25 protein-coding genes are annotated in these 24,017 nt (G+C 48.1%); 8 read left to right on the top strand and 17 right to left on the bottom strand.

All coding sequences use genetic code 11. The features are described from left to right. Positions 1–76 precede the first annotated feature (76 nt). On the bottom strand, positions 77–982 hold the full coding sequence (locus NLX78_RS09030) for an NAD(P)/FAD-dependent oxidoreductase (protein ID WP_061830055.1): 906 nt from the start codon (positions 980–982) through the stop codon (positions 77–79). Positions 983–1,087: 105 nt separating this feature from the next. Further along, on the bottom strand, positions 1,088–1,492 hold the full coding sequence (locus NLX78_RS09025; protein ID WP_061830056.1) for an Rrf2 family transcriptional regulator: 405 nt from the start codon (positions 1,490–1,492) through the stop codon (positions 1,088–1,090). Between the two features lie 158 nt (positions 1,493–1,650). On the opposite strand from NLX78_RS09025, the gene NLX78_RS09020 reads away from it, so the two are divergent. The 5 genes from NLX78_RS09020 to NLX78_RS09000 all read left to right on the top strand — a co-directional run bounded on the left by NLX78_RS09020 (position 1,651) and on the right by NLX78_RS09000 (position 7,245). Continuing rightward, the gene (locus NLX78_RS09020; RefSeq protein ID WP_254350189.1) at positions 1,651–3,576 is read left to right on the top strand and encodes a BglG family transcription antiterminator; all 1,926 of its coding nucleotides are present in this window, start codon (positions 1,651–1,653) and stop codon (positions 3,574–3,576) included. A 168-nt stretch (positions 3,577–3,744) separates the two neighbouring features. After that, positions 3,745–4,068: a PTS lactose/cellobiose transporter subunit IIA gene (locus NLX78_RS09015; protein ID WP_043882570.1), complete on the top strand. Its 324-nt coding sequence runs from the start codon at positions 3,745–3,747 to the stop codon at positions 4,066–4,068. 18 nt (positions 4,069–4,086) lie between these two features. Next, complete coding sequence (locus tag NLX78_RS09010) at positions 4,087–5,382, top strand: PTS sugar transporter subunit IIC (protein WP_250266578.1); 1,296 nt, start codon at positions 4,087–4,089, stop codon at positions 5,380–5,382. 69 nt (positions 5,383–5,451) lie between these two features. After that, positions 5,452–6,888 (top strand): glycoside hydrolase family 1 protein, encoded by a 1,437-nt coding sequence (locus NLX78_RS09005; protein WP_254350188.1) that lies wholly within the window; start codon positions 5,452–5,454, stop codon positions 6,886–6,888. Between the two features lie 30 nt (positions 6,889–6,918). Then, positions 6,919–7,245, top strand: coding sequence for a PTS sugar transporter subunit IIB (locus tag NLX78_RS09000; protein WP_254350187.1), 327 nt, complete (start codon positions 6,919–6,921; stop codon positions 7,243–7,245). 68 nt (positions 7,246–7,313) lie between these two features. Here the strand turns inward: NLX78_RS09000 and NLX78_RS08995 are convergent, their stop codons facing one another. The 3 genes from NLX78_RS08995 to NLX78_RS08985 form a co-directional block, all read right to left on the bottom strand. Further along, positions 7,314–8,246, bottom strand: coding sequence for an NAD-dependent epimerase/dehydratase family protein (locus NLX78_RS08995; RefSeq protein WP_254350186.1), 933 nt, complete (start codon positions 8,244–8,246; stop codon positions 7,314–7,316). Positions 8,247–8,377: 131 nt separating this feature from the next. Beyond that, positions 8,378–9,004: a DUF1796 family putative cysteine peptidase gene (locus tag NLX78_RS08990; RefSeq protein ID WP_254350185.1), complete on the bottom strand. Its 627-nt coding sequence runs from the start codon at positions 9,002–9,004 to the stop codon at positions 8,378–8,380. Next, entirely contained in the window at positions 8,997–9,644 is a 648-nt protein-coding gene (locus NLX78_RS08985) for a DUF1796 family putative cysteine peptidase (protein WP_134903945.1), read from the bottom strand. Before NLX78_RS08985 ends, NLX78_RS08990 begins: the two co-directional genes overlap by 8 nt. A 235-nt stretch (positions 9,645–9,879) precedes the next feature. Here NLX78_RS08985 and NLX78_RS08980 point away from each other — a divergent pair, with 235 nt between their 5' ends. Together NLX78_RS08980 and NLX78_RS08975 are read left to right on the top strand one after the other, a co-directional pair. Then, positions 9,880–10,227: a hypothetical protein gene (locus NLX78_RS08980; protein ID WP_069290291.1), complete on the top strand. Its 348-nt coding sequence runs from the start codon at positions 9,880–9,882 to the stop codon at positions 10,225–10,227. 25 nt (positions 10,228–10,252) lie between these two features. Further along, the gene (locus NLX78_RS08975) at positions 10,253–10,648 is read left to right on the top strand and encodes a hypothetical protein (protein ID WP_254350184.1); all 396 of its coding nucleotides are present in this window, start codon (positions 10,253–10,255) and stop codon (positions 10,646–10,648) included. A gap of 86 nt (positions 10,649–10,734) precedes the next feature. On the opposite strand, the gene NLX78_RS08970 is transcribed toward NLX78_RS08975, so the two are convergent. From NLX78_RS08970 to NLX78_RS08955, 4 genes are read right to left on the bottom strand one after another with little or no spacing between them, the layout of a single operon-like run. Continuing rightward, on the bottom strand, positions 10,735–10,908 hold the full coding sequence (locus tag NLX78_RS08970; protein WP_254350183.1) for a hypothetical protein: 174 nt from the start codon (positions 10,906–10,908) through the stop codon (positions 10,735–10,737). 32 nt (positions 10,909–10,940) lie between these two features. Next, positions 10,941–12,161: a glycosyltransferase family 4 protein gene (locus tag NLX78_RS08965; RefSeq protein ID WP_069290293.1), complete on the bottom strand. Its 1,221-nt coding sequence runs from the start codon at positions 12,159–12,161 to the stop codon at positions 10,941–10,943. A 33-nt stretch (positions 12,162–12,194) separates the two neighbouring features. Then, positions 12,195–13,421 (bottom strand): sialidase family protein, encoded by a 1,227-nt coding sequence (locus NLX78_RS08960; RefSeq protein ID WP_254350182.1) that lies wholly within the window; start codon positions 13,419–13,421, stop codon positions 12,195–12,197. After that, entirely contained in the window at positions 13,421–14,701 is a 1,281-nt protein-coding gene (locus NLX78_RS08955) for a sialidase family protein (RefSeq protein WP_254350181.1), read from the bottom strand. Before NLX78_RS08955 ends, NLX78_RS08960 begins: the two co-directional genes overlap by 1 nt. A gap of 136 nt (positions 14,702–14,837) precedes the next feature. On the opposite strand from NLX78_RS08955, the gene NLX78_RS08950 reads away from it, so the two are divergent. Beyond that, positions 14,838–15,215 (top strand): hypothetical protein, encoded by a 378-nt coding sequence (locus NLX78_RS08950; RefSeq protein ID WP_029518289.1) that lies wholly within the window; start codon positions 14,838–14,840, stop codon positions 15,213–15,215. Here the strand turns inward: NLX78_RS08950 and NLX78_RS08945 are convergent. From NLX78_RS08945 to NLX78_RS08910, 8 genes are all read right to left on the bottom strand, one after another. Continuing rightward, positions 15,208–16,410, bottom strand: a complete 1,203-nt coding sequence (locus NLX78_RS08945) for a glycosyltransferase (protein ID WP_254350180.1) — start codon at positions 16,408–16,410, stop codon at positions 15,208–15,210. The genes NLX78_RS08950 and NLX78_RS08945 overlap by 8 nt on opposite strands. A 28-nt stretch (positions 16,411–16,438) precedes the next feature. Beyond that, the gene (locus tag NLX78_RS08940; protein ID WP_061830068.1) at positions 16,439–17,155 is read right to left on the bottom strand and encodes a glycosyltransferase; all 717 of its coding nucleotides are present in this window, start codon (positions 17,153–17,155) and stop codon (positions 16,439–16,441) included. Beyond that, the gene (locus NLX78_RS08935; RefSeq protein WP_254350179.1) at positions 17,152–18,150 is read right to left on the bottom strand and encodes an SDR family oxidoreductase; all 999 of its coding nucleotides are present in this window, start codon (positions 18,148–18,150) and stop codon (positions 17,152–17,154) included. The genes NLX78_RS08940 and NLX78_RS08935 overlap by 4 nt, the downstream gene beginning before the upstream one ends. Next, positions 18,111–18,965 carry a dTDP-4-dehydrorhamnose reductase family protein gene (locus NLX78_RS08930; RefSeq protein ID WP_069290299.1) on the bottom strand — a complete coding sequence of 285 codons (855 nt, stop codon included), beginning with the start codon at positions 18,963–18,965 and terminating at the stop codon, positions 18,111–18,113. The genes NLX78_RS08935 and NLX78_RS08930 overlap by 40 nt, the downstream gene beginning before the upstream one ends. Further along, on the bottom strand, positions 18,962–19,948 hold the full coding sequence (locus tag NLX78_RS08925; protein WP_061830071.1) for a polysaccharide biosynthesis protein: 987 nt from the start codon (positions 19,946–19,948) through the stop codon (positions 18,962–18,964). Before NLX78_RS08925 ends, NLX78_RS08930 begins: the two co-directional genes overlap by 4 nt. After that, on the bottom strand, positions 19,941–21,032 hold the full coding sequence (gene wecB / locus NLX78_RS08920) for a non-hydrolyzing UDP-N-acetylglucosamine 2-epimerase (RefSeq protein WP_069290301.1): 1,092 nt from the start codon (positions 21,030–21,032) through the stop codon (positions 19,941–19,943). Before wecB ends, NLX78_RS08925 begins: the two co-directional genes overlap by 8 nt. A gap of 120 nt (positions 21,033–21,152) precedes the next feature. Then, positions 21,153–22,814: a glycosyltransferase gene (locus NLX78_RS08915; protein ID WP_069290302.1), complete on the bottom strand. Its 1,662-nt coding sequence runs from the start codon at positions 22,812–22,814 to the stop codon at positions 21,153–21,155. Positions 22,815–22,874: 60 nt separating this feature from the next. Further along, positions 22,875–24,008 (bottom strand): CgeB family protein, encoded by a 1,134-nt coding sequence (locus tag NLX78_RS08910; RefSeq protein ID WP_235308461.1) that lies wholly within the window; start codon positions 24,006–24,008, stop codon positions 22,875–22,877. Positions 24,009–24,017 lie beyond the last annotated feature (9 nt).

The raw sequence follows: 24,017 nt of genomic DNA, 5'->3' as shown, positions 1-24,017 counted from the left end.
TATGATTTTAGAATAAAGCCGCCGTGTTGGCGGCTTTTTCTATTACGAACTCCATATGGGATATTCAAATTTATCGTTATTCGTTGAAATCTTCCTCTGTCAAATCCATATTTACGCTCGCAGCAGTTCGACTGCCGTCGGCCGCGGCAAAAATCAACTGGGAAGGCATGAAGTACGATGAATCCCCGGCAGCATATACACCAGGTATGGAGGTTCTCCCCGCTTCATCCGTCTTGATCCCACCCGATTCCGTTCTTTCACAGCCCAAACGTTCTCCAAACGGTGCACTTTGTACAAACTGGGGAGACACAAAGCCGCCGACCCTCGGGACTTGAGTGCCATCCGTAAAGCGCACATGCTCCAACTTTCCATTGTGACCGATGAACGCCGCAACAGGTTGCTCCATTACGATGATTCCTTTAGAATAGAGCCGTTCTTTTTGCTCGTCCGACAGGGATGCCTGACCATTCGTACAGACGATCAAATCCTTACTCCAGTTAAGGAGTAGTTTGGCTGTATGAAATATAGCTGCCGATTCAGAGACGAGGACAAGCGGTTGATCCCGCAACTCCCAGCCGTCGCAATAAGGGCAATTAAATAAACTTTTCCCGTATAACGGATAAAAACCTTCAATCTCGGGGAATATCTCCTTTACGCCCGTCGCCAATATCAATTTCCGCGCTTGAACGCGATGGCCTGACGAATCAAGTACCTCAAAGCCAGATTCGTTTTTTGTAATCGAAACAACCTCGGTTTGCAGATGATGGACAGACGGATAACGCAACACTTCCTCATAAGCTACACGGCGGAACTCGGCCGGCGTTACGCCGTCTCTCGTAATAAAACCGTGCGACGCATGCGTAACCGCATTTCTGGGCCGATTATTATCAATCAAAGCCACACTTCTTCTGGCCCTGCCAAGCACGAGGGCTGCATTCAATCCGGCGGGCCCTCCGCCAATAATAGCGCAATCGTACAGCATAACACCCAACTCCTTTTAAGAGATATTAAAGACTCTTTATGTCTGCAATAAAACAAAAAAAAGCTTTACATAACTGGCAACCACCCTCTTTCTATATAAAGTCGCTTACTTTGAAACTTGCGTTTGCTTTTGCGCCAAATCGGACAATTTCGTATTTTTAAGATGTCGTTCCATTTTCTCCTCTGCTTCCCTCATTACAGCTTGAATCAGGCACTCGGAGCCGTGGACAAAATCACATTCAAACAAGGAATTCGTCCCTTCAATGGCATGGATAATATCCAAAAAGGTAATATCCTCTTTATGACGAGAAAGTCGATAGCCTCCATTGGCTCCAGAAACCGATTCGATCATCCCAGCCTTCACAAGCCTTGTCAAAATTTTCGAAAGATAAGTTGGCGAAACATTTTGGGATTCGGCTAGTTGCTGAACACCTACCGGCTTCACCGACGAATCAGTAACAAGCATGAGCATAGTGTGCAGAGCATAATTCGTTGCTTTTGTAAATTTCATAACTACACCTCAATCAAAGACTTATTGTATCCACTATATCCCCGAATCTGCTAGTGTGTCAAGGTCATCTAGCATTCACGCTGCTGTTAATCCTTCTTTTGGTTACGCTCTAACCGTTGTATACTGTTCATCAGAACAGCTAAGAAAGGGGGCTCGTTGTGCGTATTTTTGATATTCTTCGTATATTGGTTGCAGAACAGATGGTCAAAGGAGAACACTTGGCAAATGCATTGAAGGTATCTTCTCGAACGATACGAACGGATTTAAAGGAATTGGGTGCTCTGTTGTCAAAGCATGGAGCAGCAGTTAAGCCCCTTAAAGGAACAGGATACAAGTTAGAGGTTCGGGACGAACAAGCATTTCATCATCTACTGAAGCAATTAAAGGATTATGATCATCATGTGCCCTATCCATTAGCGAGTTCTTCTGAAGCTAGAAACCGTTTTTTAATGAAAAAGCTATTGCTTACCAATGCATATGTCAAACTTGATGATTTAGCCGAGATCCTGTATGTTAGTCGATCTACTTTACAGAATGACCTCAAAGAACTGCGCAAGTTACTGGCAACTTACGGACTATCTCTGGAGAATAGACCCTATCATGGTATTCGAGTCAAAGGTAATGAGGCCAAGCTGCGTTATTGCATTTCCGACTATATATTTAACAGGTTAGATGAAATAGGCGAGCAGCAGGTGTCCCCCCCTCTTCTGATCTCTAACGAAGAGATGGAATTCATAAGAGAAGTGATTCTGGATCGTATTGATTTCCATGATATTCAGTTGTCGGACATTGCCCTGAACAATCTGGTCATTCATATCGCCATAGCATGTAAGCGTATTCGCGAAGAAAGGTATGTGTCGTATTATCCGCAAGAGATGAAAAAAATTGAAGCGCAAAAAGAGTTTAGGGTGGCGACTGAGATCGTATCCGCCTTGGAACAAATCATGAAGCACTCCTTTCCACTTGTTGAAATTGCGTACATTGCTGTTCACCTGTTGGGTGTAAGGACCGTCGTTAGTGCCCGTATGGATGAGGTGGAGATTAAAAAGATCATTGATAAAGATATCTACGAACTGACTATCGAAATACTAGACCAAATTGATCAGCAGTTGAAGATGAACATTCATAACGATCAAGAATTGCTGATTGCATTTTGCCTTCACCTCAAACCGGTCATTAACCGTTATCAATACGGAATGAATTTGCGTAATCCTATGCTGGATGAAATCAAAGCCAATTACCCGCTTGCCTTTGAAGCAGGTATCATTGCTGCGGAAGTCATCAAGCAGCGGCTTCATATACACATCGAGGAAAATGAAATTGGGTATTTAGCCATTCATATCGGAGTCGCGATGGAAAGAAAGAAAATGGAGGACGCGCCCAAAAGATGTATGATCGTATGTGCTTCTGGACTCGGCAGCGCTAAGCTGCTGTATTATAAGCTTCAATCGGTCTTCGGTTCCAGGTTGGATATCGTAGGAACCACTGAATTTTATAAGCTGAAACAAATGCCTTTGGATACACTGGACTTTGTCATTAGCACGATCCCCATTTCAGAACCGCTTTCTATCCCCATGATCCATGTGAATACATTTTTGGGCAATTCCGATATTACCAAAATTGAGCAAGCCATTTCTGAGGCCAGACTTCCTGCTGTGCAGTATGTACGAAAAAAATTGGTCTTTCTTCAGCAGAAGTTTGAGAACAAACTCCAAGTGCTTGAATTTATAGCCGAAAAAATACACGAAGCAGATCTTGTAAAAGGCCCCCTGCTGCAATCTGTAATAGAGCGTGAAGCCGTTTCCCCCACTTCATTTGGCAACTTGGTCGCGATCCCGCATCCGATGGAACCTTTCGCAGATTCTACGTTTTGGGCCATCTGTACATTACAAAAAGCAATCGATTGGGATGGCAAGCCGGTACAGTTTATTTGTATGCTCTGTATACAGCGCACCAAATCAGAAGATTTACAGACTATGTATCATATCTTGCTTGAAATATTAAATAATGAACAGCTCGTCCAGCAGCTTATTCGCTGCAAATCATATACAGAATTCATAGAAGTGTTGCACAAAAATTGTTGAACATGAGGAGTATGAAGAATAATTTATTTCCGTTAAGAAGAGGAAATAATGTGCGTTATGTTGAAAGCGATTCCAAATTATAATAGCCATACGACGAGGATGATTGAAAGGAGAGAGGATCACGTGAATAATGATGAATCTACAGAGCACGACGTGAACATGGAGGACATGGATGATACAGAGATTGTATTCCAAATTATATTATACGCAGGGAATGCACGCAGTTCGGCCATGGAGGCGATTGAGCTTGCAAAGGCGGGGAAATTTCAGGAAGCCAAAGATGAATTAGCTACAGCAAAAAAAGAACTGGTGTCTTCCCACAAAATTCAAACCAGAATTATCCGCAAGGAAGCAGCGGGTGAAAAAACAGAGATGTCCGTCATGATGGTACATGCTCAAGATCATCTGATGAATGCCATCACCATTCGCGATATGGCCTCAGAGTTTGTAGACCTGTATGAACGCATTGATCAATTCGTACCGAAATCGTAGAGGGAGGGACGCTATCCCATGGCATTCAAAGACAAACTGGTCGAGGGCCTCACATCGGTAGCAAATGCAATCAATAATTTTAAATATATTATAGCGATCAAATCAGCTTTTATCACATTGATGCCTGTTATTATTGTCGGTGCCTTTGCTGTATTGATTTCTAATATGGTCATGGACCCGGTCAATGGCCTTGCGCATTTTAAGCCGTTCTCATTCCTGGCTGAGTACAAACCGATTTTCTCGGGCATTAACTATGCCAGCTTGAATATCCTTACCATTCTGGCTATTTTCATGATTGGTCTGGAGCTAGGAAAAATTAACGGTGAGAAAAATCTCTTCCCCGGTTTGCTTGCTTTAATCTGTTTTATCTCTGTGACACCAACCACGATAGAGTTGATGGTTAACGGTGACATGCAAAAAGTAACAGACGTCTTAGCCCGTCAATTTACGGATACCAAGAGCTTGTTTTTAGGTATTTTCATAAGCATCCTATCCGTTGAGCTGTACAGTAAGTTGGGCAAGTCCGATAAGCTAAAAATCAAAATGCCTGAAAGTGTTCCCAGCAATGTGGCCGTTTCTTTTTCTGCATTGATACCAACCATCATAACGGTGACAGTCTTCTCAATGCTCGGATTTTTCTTTCATAAGTTTACAGGTCTCTACCTGTACGATGCCGTCTATAATGTGGTGCAAAAACCTCTGGAGACCGTAGTACAGGGACTGCCAGGTATACTGGTGCTGATGCTGGTTGCGCAAATCTTCTGGGTGATCGGTATTCACGGGAACCAAATGGTAAAGCCCATTCGTGAACCCCTGCTGCTTGGCGCGATTACCGTCAACATGACTGCTTATGAGCAAGGACTGCCCATTCCGAACATTATTACGATGCCTTTCTGGGACGTATACATGAGTATCGGTGGTTCAGGAATTACGCTGGCTCTCTTGATTTGTATTATGATCGCTTCCAAGCGTGAAGATATGAAGGAAATAACAAAGCTTTCGTTGGGTCCGGGTCTGTTTAATATTAATGAGCCTGTCATTTTTGGACTTCCGATTATGTTGAATCCATTGATGGCTATCCCTTTCATTATTACTCCGCTCATCACAGGAACGATTGGTTACTTCTCGACGTTGCTTGGATTTGCAGGTAAAGCCGTCGTCATGGTTCCATGGACTACTCCGCCTATTATTAATGCCTACCTGTCTACAGGTGGAAGCATTGGCGCCGTCGTAACTCAGATCATTTGTATTGTGGTAGCCATTATCATTTATTTCCCTTTCGTCAAAATTGCCAACAAGCGAACAGCTGAATAATGCGTTACTATAGAAATACATCAATAATTGAAAACGCATTCTTTATACAATGAAAAGGAGAAACATGTCATGGCTAAACATACGATACAAATCCCGTCGAATTTCATCATGGGTGCAGCGGCTTCCGCTTGGCAGACAGAGGGATGGAGCGGTAAAAAAGAAGGTCAGGACTCATACCTAGACCAATGGTACAAAAATGACCGCTATGTCTGGCACAATGGATATGGACCCGCGGTTGCAACCGACTTTTATAATCGCTATACCGAAGATATTGCGCTGATGAAGCAGATTGGCTTAACCCATTATCGTACTTCTATTAATTGGTCCCGCTTCTTAACGGATTATGAGAATGTAGTGGTGGATGAAGCGTATGCGGATTATATGGGCCGAGTCATTGATGAGCTGATTGCAAGCGGAGTCGAGCCGATGCTTTGTCTGGAGCACTATGAGGTACCCGCTTATTTGATGGATAAATATGAGGGCTGGTCCTCCAAGCATGTAGTGGAACTGTTTGTAAAATATGCGGAAAAAGTGTTTGAACGGTACGGGGATCGGGTCAAGCACTGGTTTACATTTAATGAGCCCATTGTTGTACAAACGCGTGTCTATCTAGATGCCCTCCGCTATCCCTATGAACAAAATACGCGGAAGTGGATGCAATGGAACTATAATAAAACGCTGGCTACCGCGAAGTGTGTACAGCTTTTCAAAGCAAAAAACTATAGTCAGCACGGGGCTAAAATAGGCGTTATTCTGAATCCCGAAGTCACGTATGCCCGATCAAGCGCCCCTCATGACCAACACGCGGCGCATGTGTATGATTTATTTTACAATCGAGTATTTCTGGACCCGCTTATTAAAGGCGAATACCCACAAGAATTGTTTGATCTCATGGGCAAGCATGATATTGCATTTGAAGCTACAACGGAAGAGCTGGCCGTGATTAAGAAAAATACCGTTGACTACGTCGGAATCAATCTCTATTATCCCCACCGGGTCAAAGCGCAGAGTAAAGCGTGGAACGAAAACACCCCCTTCCACCCCTCTTACTACTATGAGCATTTTGATCTTCCGGGTAAAAGAATGAACAAGTCACGAGGCTGGGAGATTTATCCGAAAATCATTTACGATATGGGAATGCGTATCAAGAACGAATATCACAATATCGAGTGGTTTGTCGCAGAAAATGGTATGGGCATTGAGAATGAGGTTGCCTTCAAAAATGAGGAACACATCATTCAGGACGACTATCGTATTGACTTTATAACTGAGCATTTATACTACACGTTACAAGCTGTAGAAGCAGGCTCCAACTGTACAGGTTATATGCTGTGGGCCTTTACAGACAACGTTTCTCCCATGAATGCTTTTAAAAATCGCTACGGACTGGTGGAAATTAACCTAGACAATGATCGAAGTCGGCATTTGAAGAAATCCGGCTACTGGTATCAAACTGCTATCAAGGAACGCTCGTTTGTTGCTGATCTGGATGAAGAGTATAAGTAGTTAAAAATGAATTTCTGGAGGCGCTCAACGATGAAAAAAATTATTCTGGCATGTGCTGCGGGTATGTCCACATCCATTTTGGTTTCTAAAATGAAAAAAGAAGCAGCAGCAAGATCCATAGAGCTGAACATCGAAGCCATCCCCGAAAGCACCATTAAGGAAGATCTGGATGGCATTACAGATTCTGTGATTGCTATTTTGCTCGGACCTCAAGTACGGATGCGTAAAAAGGCAGTAACCGAAATTGCTGCTCCCTATAGCATTCCTGTAGATGTCATTGACACGTTGGCTTATGGTAGAGGAAACGGTGCAGCTGTCCTGGATCAAGCCTTGAAGCTGGCTGGCGAGAACATCTAATTGCTATTCAAATGAAAAAGAGGCTGAGTATTTCCTCAGTCTCTTTCTTGATATCCGCGCGCTTCTGATCAAGACATACCTTCTTGGCCTGAGCCCATACTGCTCACATACGTTTCCTGTAAACCGGCAGAAATGCCGTATAGCGGTTCCCAACGAAGCCAATGTCTGGCGACTGCGTTACTAAGACAGCTATGGTGAATGTCTCCCGCTCGCGCCGGTGAATATACAGGGCGGACAGACGAACCGTGCAGCTTTAGTAAATCGTAGGCCAGTCGATTGATGGACGTCGTCCGTCCCGTACTTACATGTACTGTGCGTTGATCCGCTGCATGAATAGCCGCCATATTCGCTCGAACGACATCCTTGACGTACACAAAGTCGCGGGTTTGTGTCCCATCGCCGTGAATGAGCAAGGGGCTCCCTTTTTTCAGCCGCTCCATAAAGAGAGCGACTACACCACCCTCTCCCTTCACAGCCTGACCGGGACCATACACATTTCCATAACGCAAAATCGTGTAGTTCATACCGTACAGCCGATAAAAAAGTCGAATATACGATTCTGCGGTCAGCTTGGATAGTCCGTAGCCTGAAATCGGCTCCACGGGATCGTCTTCCTGTATACATTGCTTTTGTAGCTCTCCATATACACCGGACGTGGACGCAAATATAAATTTTGACACACCGGCTTCATGACAAGCCTGCAACAAATGAATCGTCCCCAGCACGTTCACATCCGCGTCCTCATCGGGTTGATGGATGGATTGCTGTACATCCGCCTGTGCGGCCAAGTGAAACACAATATCCGGGCTTTCCCGAATCAGCAGCGTCCTAGCTTCAGAGCTGCGAATATCCGCAATATGCATGACTGCGCGCGGGTCCACATTTGCGATATTCCCGGTCGTCAGATTATCCAGCACATGCACTCTGATGCCCGAATCAGCAAGCGCACGTACCAGCTGAGAACCAATAAATCCGGCTCCCCCGGTGACCAAAGCCTTCACTAGCTCACCCTCCTTTTGAACCGAAGCATATGACTTCCCTTCGCATCATGTTATGCGACTCCCTATAGCTTGGCGCAGGCACAAGCACAGTCCGAAGACAATCTATAATGTGTCTCTGGAATCTCAGCACCTCAGACATGCAGCCTGACATTTTCCAGCATATAACGCCACATCTGATCCTGACCGTTCCATATATCCTCAGGCGGTAGCTCCACTGAAATCAGCCGCTCCAATCCCCAATCCAGCTCCGTCACACCATCAGTCCCTGTATAATCCACGTATAACAAGCGAAAATCGTGTGTAATCCTCTGCAATAACACATCATGTAGTTCCACCGCTTGCTCCCGACTGCCCCCGAGACGAACCAGTAGCAGACGGGACGCAAGCGTGAATTGATCCAGTAGACGTGCGATGCGGCGATCAAGCGTCGTTTTGAATGCAGGATAGGAAGTCAGCTGCTCCGATGTATTCTCGCTAACCGGAAAATGGTGTGCCGCTGTAATCCCATAGTTTGCATCCTCGACCATGAAGTTATGCTCGCCGTAGTCGTGCCCCGTGACACGCAGACTATCAACATCCATAAAACCGGCAAAACGAGCGTCCAGCAAGCGACTGATCTGTGACAAGTTACCGGAAATCATCCAGTCCAGCGGACCCGCATAGGGACGCAGTCCGTTTTTATCCAGCTGAATGGAAGGCAAGCAATGTCCACCCAGACTGAATGCAGCATCATAATCCCCCTGCAACCGCTCAAGCACGACGCCCTCCCCTTTCCGAAGACAAGGTCATCCCTTTAAAAAGAGTACGCCAGTGCGGATCACTCTTGTAATTCCATACATCGGCAAAAGGCATTTCCACCGCGCATACATGTGGAAGCTGCCAATCCACCTCCGTCAACTCCGTTACACCGGAACAATTCACCACCAACAAACGAAATTCATTCGCTACCATACCTGACAAGATACGTTCCAGTTCCTCTACTTCTTCATAGGTTCCCAGCATACGGACGAACAAGCTGCGCTTCGCCATCTGTGTTTTTGCAAAAAAACGTTCGATACGACGGTCTATCTTTTCCCTGAACTCGGGATAGGTCACCAGATCTGAGGACGTATTGCGTTCCTGTGGAAAATCATGCACCGAGATCACATTATAAGCGATATCTCTGACCATATAATTCAGTTGGCTCGTACCAACGACACTTAAATTGGGCAAATCCATAAATCCGGCAAACCGATTTTCTAGCAAGCGGTTCACATCGGACAGCGTGTCAGACATCATCCAATCCAGTACCCCGGCAAACGGCCGCAAACGGTTCTTTTCCAATTGAATGGCAGGTGTACAGTTTTGTCCCAGACTGAAGACCGCTTCATATTCCCCTGCCAGCTGTGCGAGTCTCATAGCCGTGCCTCCTTTTTTAATACGACCCATCCCTCAGCGCCCTTCTTCGGTAGTCGAAAAGGGACTTCAGGCCGTAGTATGTTCCACTCTACATTACATGCACAGCACGGCGAAAAGGGTTGGACACCAATGCGCTTTTTGTCAAAGAGGCGTACAACTATCCAGTCCAATCTCGGTTATTTTTCATATCATATTAAGGCTGATAACCTAACGGAATTCAAGGAGGCATCATCATATGTCCGTGTTTCTTTTAACCGTCGATCATCATCTCGCTTACCACAGCGCCCATATAGAAAGCTGCCATGTGACCTTTTTCAATCGCGAAAAGAGAGCCGTCGATGTGTTGCTGGAAATGGGAAATGACAGTGGCGTTTTCCGACGGCAGCTCCTTCGATTGAGCCCTTCTCCTGAAGCTGACTCCGTGCTAGAACTCAAGGATATGGAGACCGCCCAACATCCTTTTTACCTGCGAGTGGTGACGAGTATTTACAATCCGGAAACGCTGTTTATCCTGGCTGAATTTTTGGAAAACGGGAACGTTGTCGCTAAACGTACAGCCAGTCATTTTACCGTGACGCCCTAATGAACGGGCAGAGGAGGAAGAAGGTATGTTGAAATATTCAGTTCAAAATAAAGCTGAGCCAGGCACATATGCACTGCCTTTTCAGGTCACCGAGCAGGAGAGCGTGCTCTCTACATTAATCATTCCTGCAAGTGAATCTGAAGGACGTATTGTCATTGAAGTCTCTTTGGCATGGGAAAATCCGCTGCTCAACTGGGATATCGGGGAGCTAGACATTCGATTGCGTCGCAATGATGAGCGGGGACCTATGCTGGATTGGTTGCAGGATTCCTGTTATCAGGAGGGATTTGCTGAGTTAAGCTATGAGGAAACGGGAAAACAGGCAGAGCCTTATGTATACTGCTTGACCGTACAATCAGCTGACCGCCGTGCTGTTGTTACGGGACCGCTCATAATTCAAGGCTCCGTTTATGAAGATTGACGAAAACTGGATGACAATGAGCTGAAATAAACTAAAGGCAGGTGGGAGTTTTAAGCCCGACCTGCCTTTTTATATGGTCTGTGCCCTCATGGTGCGGATTGTCTCAGATGTTCCAAAATGTCAGCGTCTGGCAGCTTATAATCTTCCGGCAACGAGGTGTTAATTCGGTTCCATATTGCGTAATCGACCTTCATATCCGGGTGCGACTGCTGGATTTCAAAAATACGGTTGTACAAGTCTCCAACGACAGGAAAAGTCATGCTCTCCCTCCTAACTATAAGAATCAACGTATTCAACGTACTTGATTCAGCGCTTGCCCATAAATATTCACGAGCCGCTCAATCATAACATCCAGAGACCAATGCGCGGTCCCCCATGCTTTGGCACGTTTCCCCATAGCTATCCGCACTTCATCCTGAGCCAGCAAATGCTGCAAATGAGCTGCCAGTGCCTCCACATCGCCAACCGGGGAGACCAGTCCGGTGTGTTCATGCTTCACCATTTCCGGCAGTCCGCCCGCATCCGATACCACTGCCGGAAGCCCCAAAATCTGCGCCTCCATGACCGAAAACGGCTGATTGTCCTGTATGCTCGGATGAACAAAAAGGTCCGCCAGTTGTAAAAGAGCAGGTACATCTTCACGATGCCCCAAAAAAACCACATCTTCCTCCAGCCCTAGCTCCTTCGCCTGTGTTTGAAGCTCTTCCCTTTTATCTCCCTCCCCGACAATCCAGCAAACCCAATCCGTACGACTTGCTTTCAGTAGGCCAAGAGCGCTTATTAAATAATGCAGCCCTTTGATATAGACCAGCCGTGAAGGACAAATTATAACTTTTTTCCCCTCAGGTCGTACGACGTCCGTTCCCCGGGCGTGGACTTCCCAGAAGTGCTCGGTATCCAATCCGTATTGGAAAGTAGCAATCTGCTGCTCAGGCACTTCGAACTCACGCACGAGCGTCTGTTTCATCCATTCTGTAGACGTAATGGTAATATCCGCGGATAGAGCACCATAGTGCTCCAGCGCCCAATAATACTTCCACATCAGCGTCTCACGGTAACCCTCCTCATGATCCCGCTCCAGAGCCATCATGACTTCACGAGCCAGCGAGCCATGAATATTCGCTACCAACGCACTGTCCTTACGTTTGACCCGACTTAGAGCACGCGTCGCAATAACATCTTGCGTGTGAATAACATCATACTGCTCAACCCCGAAATACGCCGCTGCCAGCTCCATACAGTATCGATCCTTTTCCACCGTCTGCACCCATGAATCCAGATGTAATACAGGGACAGCCGATTCATTCAGCTTCGTATGCAGCAGGGGCAGCAGTTGATCCTTCAGCAGCTCCCTATCTTCAAAAACAATATGGTATTTAGGTGTATCCGGTCCGTTCCCCATCAAGTCTACCGTGTGACCCAGTAGCTCCAGTCTCCGTTTAATTTGCAGCATAAAGGGCCATACGCCACCCAAATGAGGAATCGGCCAGTACGTAGCCAACAAAATTTTCAAAACAGCCTCACCTCCTCTGTCTCGTACGCTGAGCTACATTCCGTTACTTCCGTAAATTTGCTGGAAACCCGATAACGCATCTGTCCAGACCGCAAAAAATCCATTATTCGGCACGATCGTTACATCAATAAAATTACCGATCGTAACGACGGGAACCGGACTAATCCCGTTAGGATTAAAGGAGCTGTCTGTTATTCTGAGGTTCGTAAATGTATTCCCTCCGTTCGTTGATTCGGCCACAAATACGTCTAATAAAGAGGTCGTTATTTGATTGGTATAATATACGACCTTAATCACGCCGGTCACAGGCGAAACATCAATGGCCGGAAAAAAATGCTGTGCCCCGGCACTGGCTCCTGTCACCGATTGCGGTGCAGTCCAGCTTAATCCACCATCCACTGACCGGGCGAGCAGTACATCCGCATATCCTGCCCGATTATCCTGCCAGACCGCATAAAGTGTTCCCTGATTCGGGCTAGTAGAGCGATCTACCGCAATGCTGGCCATCGGCAGCACATTGAAGCCAAAGCCGGCCACGGGCAACGGACTCGGAACCGGGACAACAGAAGACACAGGCAGCGAAGAACTGAATGCTGTCCCCCCATTGAAGGACACAATGACCTGATATTGGTTAACCGGATTCGTCACAATATACCCGACATAAATCACCCCTGTAATGCTCACGGTGATTTCCCCACGCGTAATCTGATTGGAGCCAGGGGTGAGCACCACGGGTGTATCCCACGTGATCCCTCCATCCCGTGAGCGCTGGAAAAACATGACAGACCCGCCGAAAAAGTTAGGATTGTATTGATGCGTATAACATAAATAGATGTTTCCGGTATAGGAGCTGACCTGAGAAGTATCAAATTTCACGCTGACCTCAACATTGTTGACAAATGTCCCATACCCTCGCTGGGCAATCACGGGTGGATCAAATGTATTACCGTTATCTCTGGATACATAGGTAGCGATGGTACCGCTCAACCCATCCGAGGTAAATACATGACAGGCTATGACAAACAAGTTGGGAAAACCGTAGCTGACGCTATGGGATTCCGCCCCTACATAGCCGGCTGGTAGCGGTAAAATCTGCTGGGTGAAAGAGACACCGCCGTTACCTGAACGGTATACCGCCGACAACGGCGGCCCTGTCGTAAAATCAGTCGCCGCAGACACAATGGTACCGTCGAGCAGGTTGAAAGCTACACTCGGCTCCTGCGCCAGCCTTCCGTTCGGCGTAAGCTGTACGTTCGACATCAGTCCCCACCTCCCGGTACACCAGCAAAAATTGTCAAACTGCCTGTGCGCGTATCCGTCCAGACGGAAATGTAACTATTCGGCGGTACAATGGCTACATCAATATAGTCGCCGATCAGCTCCGATTCTTCGCCACCGCCCCCGACATTCGGGTTAAAGGAGGTCGTGGTGAGACGACTGTTCGTAAAGGTGTTGCCTCCATCTAACGATTGGGCGGCGAACACATCCAGATTAAAGCCGTCCAAGCGATTGGTATAGTACACGACAACGACCAGTCCCGTCTTGGGCGACACCGAAATCGCAGGAAAGAAATTTTGCGAGCCTGGCGGGCTGTCCGTCACGATGATCGGAGCACTCCAGGTACCGCCGAAATCGCTTGATTTGGACAACAAAATATTACTGTATCCCTGACCAAAATCCTGCCAAACGGCATATAGCGTATTTGTTGTGGAAGGCACACCCGAGCAGTCTGCGGCCAAGCTGGGGAAGTTCAATATCCGAAAGTCATAACCGGGGACGGGTAAAGGATTGGGCACCAGCGTTATATTGGACACAAGAATATCTCCGCTGAAAGTTGCCCCTCCATCAAAGGATCTCCGAATAAAAAAAGCCGGTGTTTGTGGCCCCGTACGAATCCAACTGACATACACACTGCCAAATTTGTCGACCGCAGGTTCAGGTCGTTCTGTAGAAGATTGGATATTCGAAAGCAATAACGGTCGATCCCAAGTTAGTCCTCCATCGGTGGAACGCTGGTAGAACGCCGCAGAACGAGCATTAAAATCCACATTATATTGACGGTTATACGTGACATAGACATGCCCGAGATAGGGACTTGCCCCGTTGTTATCCGTCGTAATATTGGTCCAGTCATTATTAATGTAATCTCCATAGCCCGGATTAATGACCACTGGGGGATCAAAGGTGGCTCCATCGTCCGTAGAGCGATAGATCACGACAGCCCCGTTCTCATTTCCCGGAAACACATGTGCGGATATGATGAAAATATTCGGGAACAGATAGGCTACCATTCCTGCCTCAGCTCCTGTATATCCCGGTGGAATGGGCAGTAAAGTATCAGTCCAGTTCGCCCCAGCGTCCAAGGAACGATACAGTCCAATCAGCGGGGGCCCGCTGCTAAAGTCAACAGCGACAGCCACAACAATATTCGGATTCAACAAATTAACGGCGACACTGGGCTCAAATTTGGGCAACCCGCTGGGTGTCACCTGAAAATTCAAAGGCATCGCGAGCATTCCCTTCATTATATAAATGGACATGCTATTTCTATCAAAATGTACTTTTTTCAGCACAGCCTACAGACAACCATACAAGCTTTCTTTTCAATAGATTCATAGTATAGAAGCATCCCTTCAGGGGTTTTCCAATATTCTGTTTTTTGAGAGGATGATTCTATTGGCTTTTACAACCGGATATATGACCAACACTAGAGATTTTGGTACTGCCTGCTCCAATGTCGTTGTAAATTTGGTCAACGAGGATACAGTGAATGCGGCAACCGTGACCATCCAAATTTTTTTCTCGCTTGTACCGGATACCAAGACACCACTGTATGTGACATCGGTTAACTTACCTGCAAACTCCATTGCCCGCCGTACCTTCTTTATACAAGGGGTTCTTGCCTATGAGGTACAATACAACGTGGCCTCCGCTGCTCCAGCGAATGTTGTGCTCTCCAACTTTGGACTGGATCAGTTTGGTAATGTTGTACAGGAACACCGTGTTCTTCAGTCAGAGCTGACCACAATCCCGGCGCTGTCTCCTGTTATTTAAAGCTGCCCTGTTCCAGTGCTTGATGCAATCTGTGGGTGTAATACACGTAATTCCATTCCGGTGGTACAGACTGAACCCCTCGGCCGCTGCCGATGGTTGAGTGGTCATCTGTGTAGTAGGAAAAGGCATGTGTATCCTGTAATGGGCGCAACAAATCCGTGAGATACAGTAGATCCGTCACGGCAATATAAGGTTTGACACCGAAGCATACTACAAAGCGGGTCGTGGTTTCACCAATAGCCTGAACCAGTGCTTCTTGGACCGAATAATGCTGACGTGGCGTTACGATTAACCGAGGATCGAGCATCATCGACAGGAAAGCGCTGGCTCCCTGTTCTGGCGTTAAATCCAGCAACCGTACCACGCAATTGCTGTAGTGCTGCTCCAGCAGATTATCCAGCAATGATTCAGCTTGAGCCATATCCGTGACAGGCATTAAAACCGTCATTTCAAGTGGGATGCCCCGACGTGCTCTCGCCTCATGCTTGGCGATTTGGAATACGCGCCGCCAGCGTCGGTGCTCCTTCTGGCTGTGCAAACCAGCCGATACACTAAATGTGGAATTCACCCGGTAATCCATCAGGATCTCCGGGATGAATTTCATGCTGCACGTCTCGGTTAGCCGCAGCCAGTAATCATAATCCTCAACTGGTTGCAGCCGATAGCCGCCAATCTGGCGGGCATATTTGCTTTTGTACATAAATGAAACCCCGACAATGCTGGCATTCAGCAATTCATGATGCGGCTGGCCTTGGTACCGGATCAAAGCTTGTTGATGCTGCTCGTCATACAACGGGTTCCCATATGCGTCAACCTGGCGGAAGGTAGAGAACACAAGACCGAGTGAGTCCGGCCCCTGCTCCAGCTCCTGCCGCAATCGTTCAATAAAGGAAGAATTATAAACATTGTCGCTGGATACCCAGGTCACATACTTGATCGCTGGATCTTTAAACAACTCATCGAATCCCCAGTTAAGGGCGTGCGATACTCCTTTGTTCTGAGGGAGTGTAACCAACTGAACGCGCGGGTCTCCCATTGCTGCGTGGAGCGCTGGTCCCACCATTTCCGGCGCTCCGTCAATAACAATGATGAAGCGAAATGCCCTGTAGCTCTGGGCTAGTACGGATGAGATCGCGGCTTGCAGATAGCCGATATCCTGTTTGTACAGTGGCATAACAATCCCCGTATCTACCATATCAATCCCCCCTGACAGACTTTCGGCTTCATGAGGATAAACCACTCAACACCTGACTGAAGCGATCTCGATAACGTGCTTGGGTTATGTTGTACTCCCGCTCCACAGCGGGCCAATGTTTTTTGGTTCCCATTTCATCATGCCAGCGGTAGTTAACCAAGGACTCGTTCAGAAAAGGAAATGGATATCCCGCCAGCATCACTCGGTACCACATATCCAGATCATGTGTGTACGGCAGCAGTTCATCAAACAAACCGATATGTGCAAACAGCTCCTTTTTAAACATAACCGTGCATCCATTGACCGGATTTCCTTGCTGAAAAAAACGGTAAAACTCTGTCATAGACGGAAACACGGCGGCTGCCTGGTAGCTTGTGACTTGGCTGTATTGATTGATGAAATTGAAATTGGTATGGGAGATGTACGCACCGTTTTCCACCATAAAAGAAACCTGATTATTAATTTTGTCCCTATGATAGGTATCGTCGGAGCTGAGCCACGCAATATATTCCCCGCTGGCATGTCGGATACCATGATTCAGGGCGCTGGCTGTTCCACCGTTGGATTTTCCTAAATAATGTATATATGGACGATAGGGCTGAAGCATATCAACATGTTCCGTGGACCCGTCATCGACGACAATAATCTCGAGGGGCCCATAAGTTTGCTCTAGTGCACTTTGCAAAGCCTGATCCACATATGCACAGTTATAAAAGGGAATGACGATCGTTACTTTCGGTCTCATATCGTTCCTTCCTTTCCAGCTCGGCGGTATTGAATCATATCCTCCAGCGATTGCCCCAGCTGTATGGTCGGCTTCCAGCCCATGTCCTCCAGCTCTTTCGCACGGTATGCCTCGGTGGGTGCTGACTCTGCCACATCCCCCCATTGTATGGGAATAGATGTTTTGGCCAGCCCAACCATACGTTCTACGATATTGCCCAGTTCCACAATGCGGCCTGTGCAGACCGAGTAAACTCGGCCTGGCACACCCTGTTCCAATAGCACACCGTATGCGCGAACGGCATCACGAACGTCGAGGAAATCACGTTGCGCATGTCGGGAAGATACCCGGAACGGGGCAATTTCAGTTACGGACTGCCCCTCCAGACGTTCCGTCTGAACGATATACCCCGCGAGTAATGCACAAAATCCGGTAGATGGACCCGGACCGATCAAGTTGCAAGGCTCTGCCAGCATGACGGATTGTTCGAACAGCGCGCCCCACGAGAGCGCGACTGCCTCTTGAAGGCTTTTGCTAAGGCTGTATGGATGCGTTGGATGATACGGTGCTTGCAAAGCCGTCTTTAGCCGAGAACCCGCCACGACAATTCTGGCTTTGGGAAAAGGTCGCAGTACATCGAGCAGATACAGAGTGGACAGTACATTGGATTCCATGTATAGCAGGGGGCTTTGCCAAGATTCAGGGACAGAATTTTTACCACCTAGGTGAAGCACGTAATCTGGAGCAATCTGTCTAAATACTTCTTCTAGACGTTTCTTGTCGAGCAAGTCACACACATAAGGCGTAATACAGCTACGGGTCTCCGCCTCTGGGTTGTTATTTTCATCATCGTGAGCCAGTAAGATCAGTTCTGGGACGGAAGCGGCAGTGCGAGTCAGCGCCGCTACCTCCCAACCGAGCTTTGCAAAATGGCGGCAGGCATGCATCCCGGTATAGCCCGCCGCTCCGGTAATGACTATGACAGGCCGACGTTGTTCCGCTGTGCTTCCGTCCATTCCAGCAGCTCCTTCAGCATGATGCTGTAGTGAGGAACATCGTAGAGCAGATCGGCCCGGGTAGAACGAAGCGTCCGGTCCTGCACCGGCTCATCTTTCGGCACGATCCGAATATCCTCCCTTTTCCAGATGTCTTTGAACAGCAGCAGCAAATCATGCTTGCTGATCGGTTCAGGGTGAACCAGATGAATGAGTCCGTCCAGCGGCTCATTCATCTGCACCTGTATCGCCTTCGCTAATTCCAACGTCGTAACCCCGTTCCAAAAGACTCGGCGATACCCGTTAACGTCTCCGCTCTGCTGCAAGAACCAGTGCAGCAGACCAATGCCTCCCGGCCGAATTTCCGGCCCGATAATGGAGGTACGGATAGTCAGATGCCCTGCGGCCTTTACTTCTCCGAGTATTTTCGTCAAAGCATAGGCACTTGTCCCATCGGGTTGATCCGTCTCCTTATATAAACCAGGTATCCGATTTCCTTCGAATACGCAATCCGTGCTGATATGAATCAATCGGGCACCAATACTGTCCGCTGTCCGCCGGAGAAGATGTGGCAGCAATCCATTGATTTGGTATGCTGCAATCTGATCCTCCCCGGCATGCTGATTCAGTACGCCTACCGCGTTAATCATAACGTCTGGCCGTACACTCCGTACCAGTTGCTCCACCATAAAGCTGTCCTTTACATCCAGCAGCAGGCCGCCTTTATTTTCGGGATCACGGGTGGTGTAGAACACGTTATACCCGCTCTGATTTTGGAAATACTTAACCAGAACATGGCCCGCCATGCCGTTACCACCCAAAATAAGCAGCTTCATTTGATGAACCCCCCGCTTTGGAGTATGCTGCGAATCTCCTCTTTCGACATCAAATTAAACTCCGAACTAAAGCTGCTGAATGACACGGGAGGGCACTGATTATAGCGGTCCTTTAATTGAGGAATATTCAGCGTTGGGAGAATGACCAAATATTGCTCGTCATAGACTACCGTCGTCAGGCTTTCAAAGTCACTCATCAAAATCTCATGAATTTTCTCGCCGGGACGCACACCTTTTTCTACAATTTCTACGTTTTCCACACCTGAATCCTCAATGAGCACCTCAGCCAAGTCCAAAATACGGCAGGTTGGCATGGTCATGATAAAAATTTCCCCGCCGACACTTTCCACCGAGGCTTTGAACAGGAGACTGATCGCATCACGCAAGGTCAGGAAGAAGCGGGTCATGTTCATATCTGTGATCGAAACCTTGCCTTTTTGGCGAATCTGGCTTTGGAATAGATGCACCACGCTTCCGTTGGTGCCTAAAACATTACCGCCGCGCACCGTCACGAAACGTGTATCACTATTCAGCAGATTGGCGTAAACCATCAGTTTTTCTCCAATCGCCTTCGTCATACCGTAAAAATTGGACGGATTCGCGGCCTTGTCAGTCGATATATAAATGACTTTCTTTACCTGATTGGCAACAGCGGCCTCGATCACGTTTTGGGTGCCTACGACATTGGTTTTGAGTGCCTCGTAGGGCTGATCTTCACAGACGGGAACGTGTTTGAGCGCTGCCAAATGAAATACATAGTCCACTCCTTGACAAGCGGTGGTCAGCGCATCCTTATCCCGAATATCTCCAATACAGAAGCTGAGCCGTTCATCCTCAAACTGCCTGTTCATTGCAACCTGACTGGATTCTCCGCGTGAAAAGATAATGACCTCTTTGGGGTTACGCGGCAGTAACTGGGTAACCAGCTCATGCCCCCAGGAGCCGGTACCGCCGGTAACCAAGATACGTTGGTTTTCAAACATGCCGTTTCCCTCCAAGCAGAAATTTAACTACCTTATCCGACACATCTTCCGCCAGATAGCCCGTGGGACATTGCCACTTATGGGTCATCCCGGTCATTATGGCTACCGCGTTTGCTATAACCTCGCCATCAAGACCAGACACGATATTGCTGCCGCAATCTACCGTTTCCGGCCGTTCGGTCGTCCGGCGCATCGTAACCGTCGGCACCCCCATGACGCAGCATTCTTCCTGTACGGTACCACTGTCCGTCAAAGCGCAGCGGGCATGCCGCTCCAGCAGAACGAAGTCAAAAAAACCGAACGGTTCGTGAAATTCCACTAGCGGATCAAGCTGGATCGGCGGGTGGCTTGCGATTCGGGCGGCAGTGCGGGGATGAATACTGCAAATGACCCGCTGCCCGAACTGCTGGGCTACCCGGTTAAGACCATCTAAAATAGCCAGCAAATGCGGTGGATGGTCCACATTTTCAGCTCTGTGGGCAGTGACCAGGAAATATTCTCCCGGCGACAGTCCCAACTTTTTCAAAATTCCACTGCTCGATACCTCTTTCTTATAGTGCTGCATCACTTCGTAGATCGGATTTCCAGTCAGTATAATTCGTTGGCTTGGGAAGCCTTCGCGTAGTAGGTGCTGCTTGCTTTGCTCCGTATAAGGCATATTAATGGTAGATATCGCATCAATGACACGCCGGTTCTTCTCCTCCGGCACATCCAGATCATAACAGCGGTTCCCCGCCTCCATATGCACGACCGGATAACCCATACGTTCCGCAAGTAAGGCACATAAAGCGCTGTTCGTATCACCGAGCAATAGCACATGATCGGGGCGTTCCTTGTTTAAAATATCCTCCATCTGCGAGTACATGGCGGACAACTGTTTGCCCAGTGTCCCCGCTTTCTCCTGAAGTACATAATCCGGGGCACGCAGTCCCAGTTCGCGAAAGAACTGCCCGCTCAGGCTTTCGGTGTAATTTTGGCCCGTATGCACAAGCACATGTTCATCTGCATGGCGGTCCAGCTTCGGAATGATCAGGCTGAGCCGTATAATCTCCGGTCTTGTGCCGAGCACGGTCAATATTTTCATGGTTTTGGAACCCACCTTTGCTGTCGTTGTTTCATTGAATTGTGGCGTTCAATGAAGGATAGCCATCCAGCAGACTGGCTGTGCTCCAGCTTAACGTCATCTCAACGGTCCGGCGTAGGTTCACCCGGACCGTTGTTTTGTATGCTGTCCAGCCTTGAGCGTGACTCGCTTCTGCTTGTGCGTATTGTGTCGCCGTGACCGGTGCTTGAATTTCCGCTTGAGTTTCTGTCTGGACTTGGTTTTCGGATAAAGTCCCTTCGACAACGGGGACCCGTGAATTTTCTTGAGGCGACTCTTGCCGCCGCTTCTCTTATACCTGCGATTCCGCAGTCGGGTACGCTTGCGGCCCTTTGGCCATCTCGCCCGAATACTACGCTTGCCGCGGGGCAATTCGGGTGGTGAGTCAGGTAAAGGGGATACTGGTTGTGGCAAGCCTTGAATAGCTGCATATTCGATTGGCGGCAGGCCCAGCACAGGCAGTTGACACACCACCGATTCGGGAAATTCTCGAATCGTGCTGGTATATCCCTCCGGTATAGCGGTGACCTGACGCAACCCTTCTCCTTCCCTCGTCCATACAGGTCCACCCGGCTGCTGAATCAACGGGAACCAATGCGGATGATGACATACCCATTGACTGACCATGAGGTGTAAACTACCTCGGTAGGAATCAGGTCCGTATACACGTGTAGCCGCACTGTTGTTACGCACACCAATCCGTTCCACTTCTTCGGGATGATCGAGCAGATAGCCCACTTTTTGCGCCAGCATGTCGCTGTTGCCCGGCTCTACCAAAAAATCTGTATTTCCGGTCGCCTCCATCAACTCCACAAGTCCACCCTGCGCAAAGGCTACCACGGGCTTACCGTAAACCAGCCCTTCCAGGGCGGTCAGGCCAAAGCCTTCCTCCACCATACTTGGGATTACAACAATATCCATTGCGCTATAGGCCGTTGATACGGATTCCTCGAATGAATTGAACTGGAAGCGGCGGCTATAACGAGATTGGCGGATTAAAGAGACACATTTTACGTAATATTCCGAGTCCACCGAGCTGCCGATGATCCAGAAACGACACCGTGAATTGGTTTCGCACAGCTTTAGAGCCATTTGGACAAAAGGCAACAGCCCTTTGGCTTCGTAAATAAAGGAAGAAATATAACCAATGCAAATATGGAAATCCCGCAGCCCCAGTTTTTCACGTTTCCTTTTCCGTTCTAGCACATGCTCTTTGGGAGATGGCATATCCATATCCCGGCAGGGAGACAACACCGTATGCGGACGTGTCAGTCCCCCACCATGCAAAGGACGCATTACTGCTTGCGAAATGCCGATGACCCATTGGCTATAGCGCTCAATGATAGAAACAGAAACTGGCGTATACGCATTCTGGTTAATGACCTCGGTTATTTTCCAGATCACCGGAATATTAAGCTCTTGGGCAGCCATTGCAGGCATGACGTTCACACAGGTATTGACCAGCACCACATCAGGTCGAGCATGCCGAAGCATCTGGAACAACGGTGCATACGCCACATGGGTCCGCAAATTCTCCGCATCCTGCGCCAATCCCTCATATGGGGTATACATGCCATGCAGCATGAACAGGTTCTGTGTCAGAACGGTGATTCCGCGCTTGCGGGCCATTGAGGTCAGCCGCCCTTCACCAGGCGTTACGAGAATACAATCGAAGTACGTACGCATGTCTAGACAAAATTGTAATAGCAGCTTCTCTGCCCCTGTAATACTGCGGACGTTGCTAACATGGCTGAATAGCATCATTTTCGGCTTGATCGGAGTTCACCTCCTTTAAAATAGCAACCATCGGACGTGTGAATCACCTTATGGAAATATGACCGACAACAGTTGGTCAATCCGGTGACCATACGTGTGCTCCCGCAGGGTTCGTTCCAGAGCACGTAGTGCAATTTCATGGCGCTCTTTTTCATGCGTCAAATAAAACTCAACCTTCTCCAGCAATTCCTGCTGAGAGCTGTAGGTCTCTATCTCTTCCCCCGGCTTATAAAAACGAGCCAGATCATCTCTTGTATCTGTCAGTTGCAACGTGCCACTGGCAGAAATTTCAAACGTGCGCGGATTGGGCGAAGCCCCCGGAATTTTCAGTGAGTTGTTGTTCACCGAATCATCCTGATGGGAACGATGAAGATTAATTACGATTTTGCTGCCGTTATACGAATCATTGGTCTCGACCGGAGACATCCAGCGACCCAGCTCAATTTTGTCACCATACGACTGATAATCCGGGAGACGATCCCACCAGATTCCGTTGATTTTAATATTACGAGCCATGAGCTGCGGCATAATCGGATTGAAGAAATAGATGCGGTTCCAGTAGGCTGAGCCTGTAAACCCAATCTCACGTCGTACCGAAGCGGGCGAGCTGAGTGGGAAATAGTGAGTCAGAAATGCTCCAAAAGGCAAATAGTGCACAGACGTGCAACCCAACTGACGGTACAACTCCATGCAGTTCATTTCTAACGTGAACACATAATCATAATTTGTAACAATTTTGGTCGTCGTGTCGGTGTAATATGGATCGTCCGTTAGCCAGATGGCGGTGGGGATGCCCAACTGGCGTACCGCAGTAACTTGCTCCAACGGAAGATCCATTCCATCCAGTGCCAGCATCAGATTCGGACGGAGCTGAGCGGCAATATCTCCTACCGGCTGACGTGGGTCTGTTACGGTAACCTGAGCCGTCATGCTTTGCAACGTGGTAATGACCGCCTCATCCAGCGGAGAATACGGAAGGCCTTTGCCTGAGACGACATACAGTACATGGACTTGTCGAAAAGGGAAAACTGCTTTCATCCGCGCAACAATTGCGTTAGCACGTCCGCGCAGATATCCTTCGTCGTATCCGTCATGCACTCCCGCAATTCTCCCCCTTTCCCAGGAGGCTGCCGCCGTCTGGTGAACAGCCGGGTCATACGGTCCTGTCGTAGATATCGTCATCACTTTCAC

This window comes from Paenibacillus sp. Lou8.1 (assembly GCF_024213565.1).
Classification (GTDB): domain Bacteria; phylum Bacillota; class Bacilli; order Paenibacillales; family Paenibacillaceae; genus Paenibacillus; species Paenibacillus polymyxa_B.
Note: the sequence above shows the minus strand (reverse complement) of the source record. Positions and strands in the feature narration are given on the sequence as shown.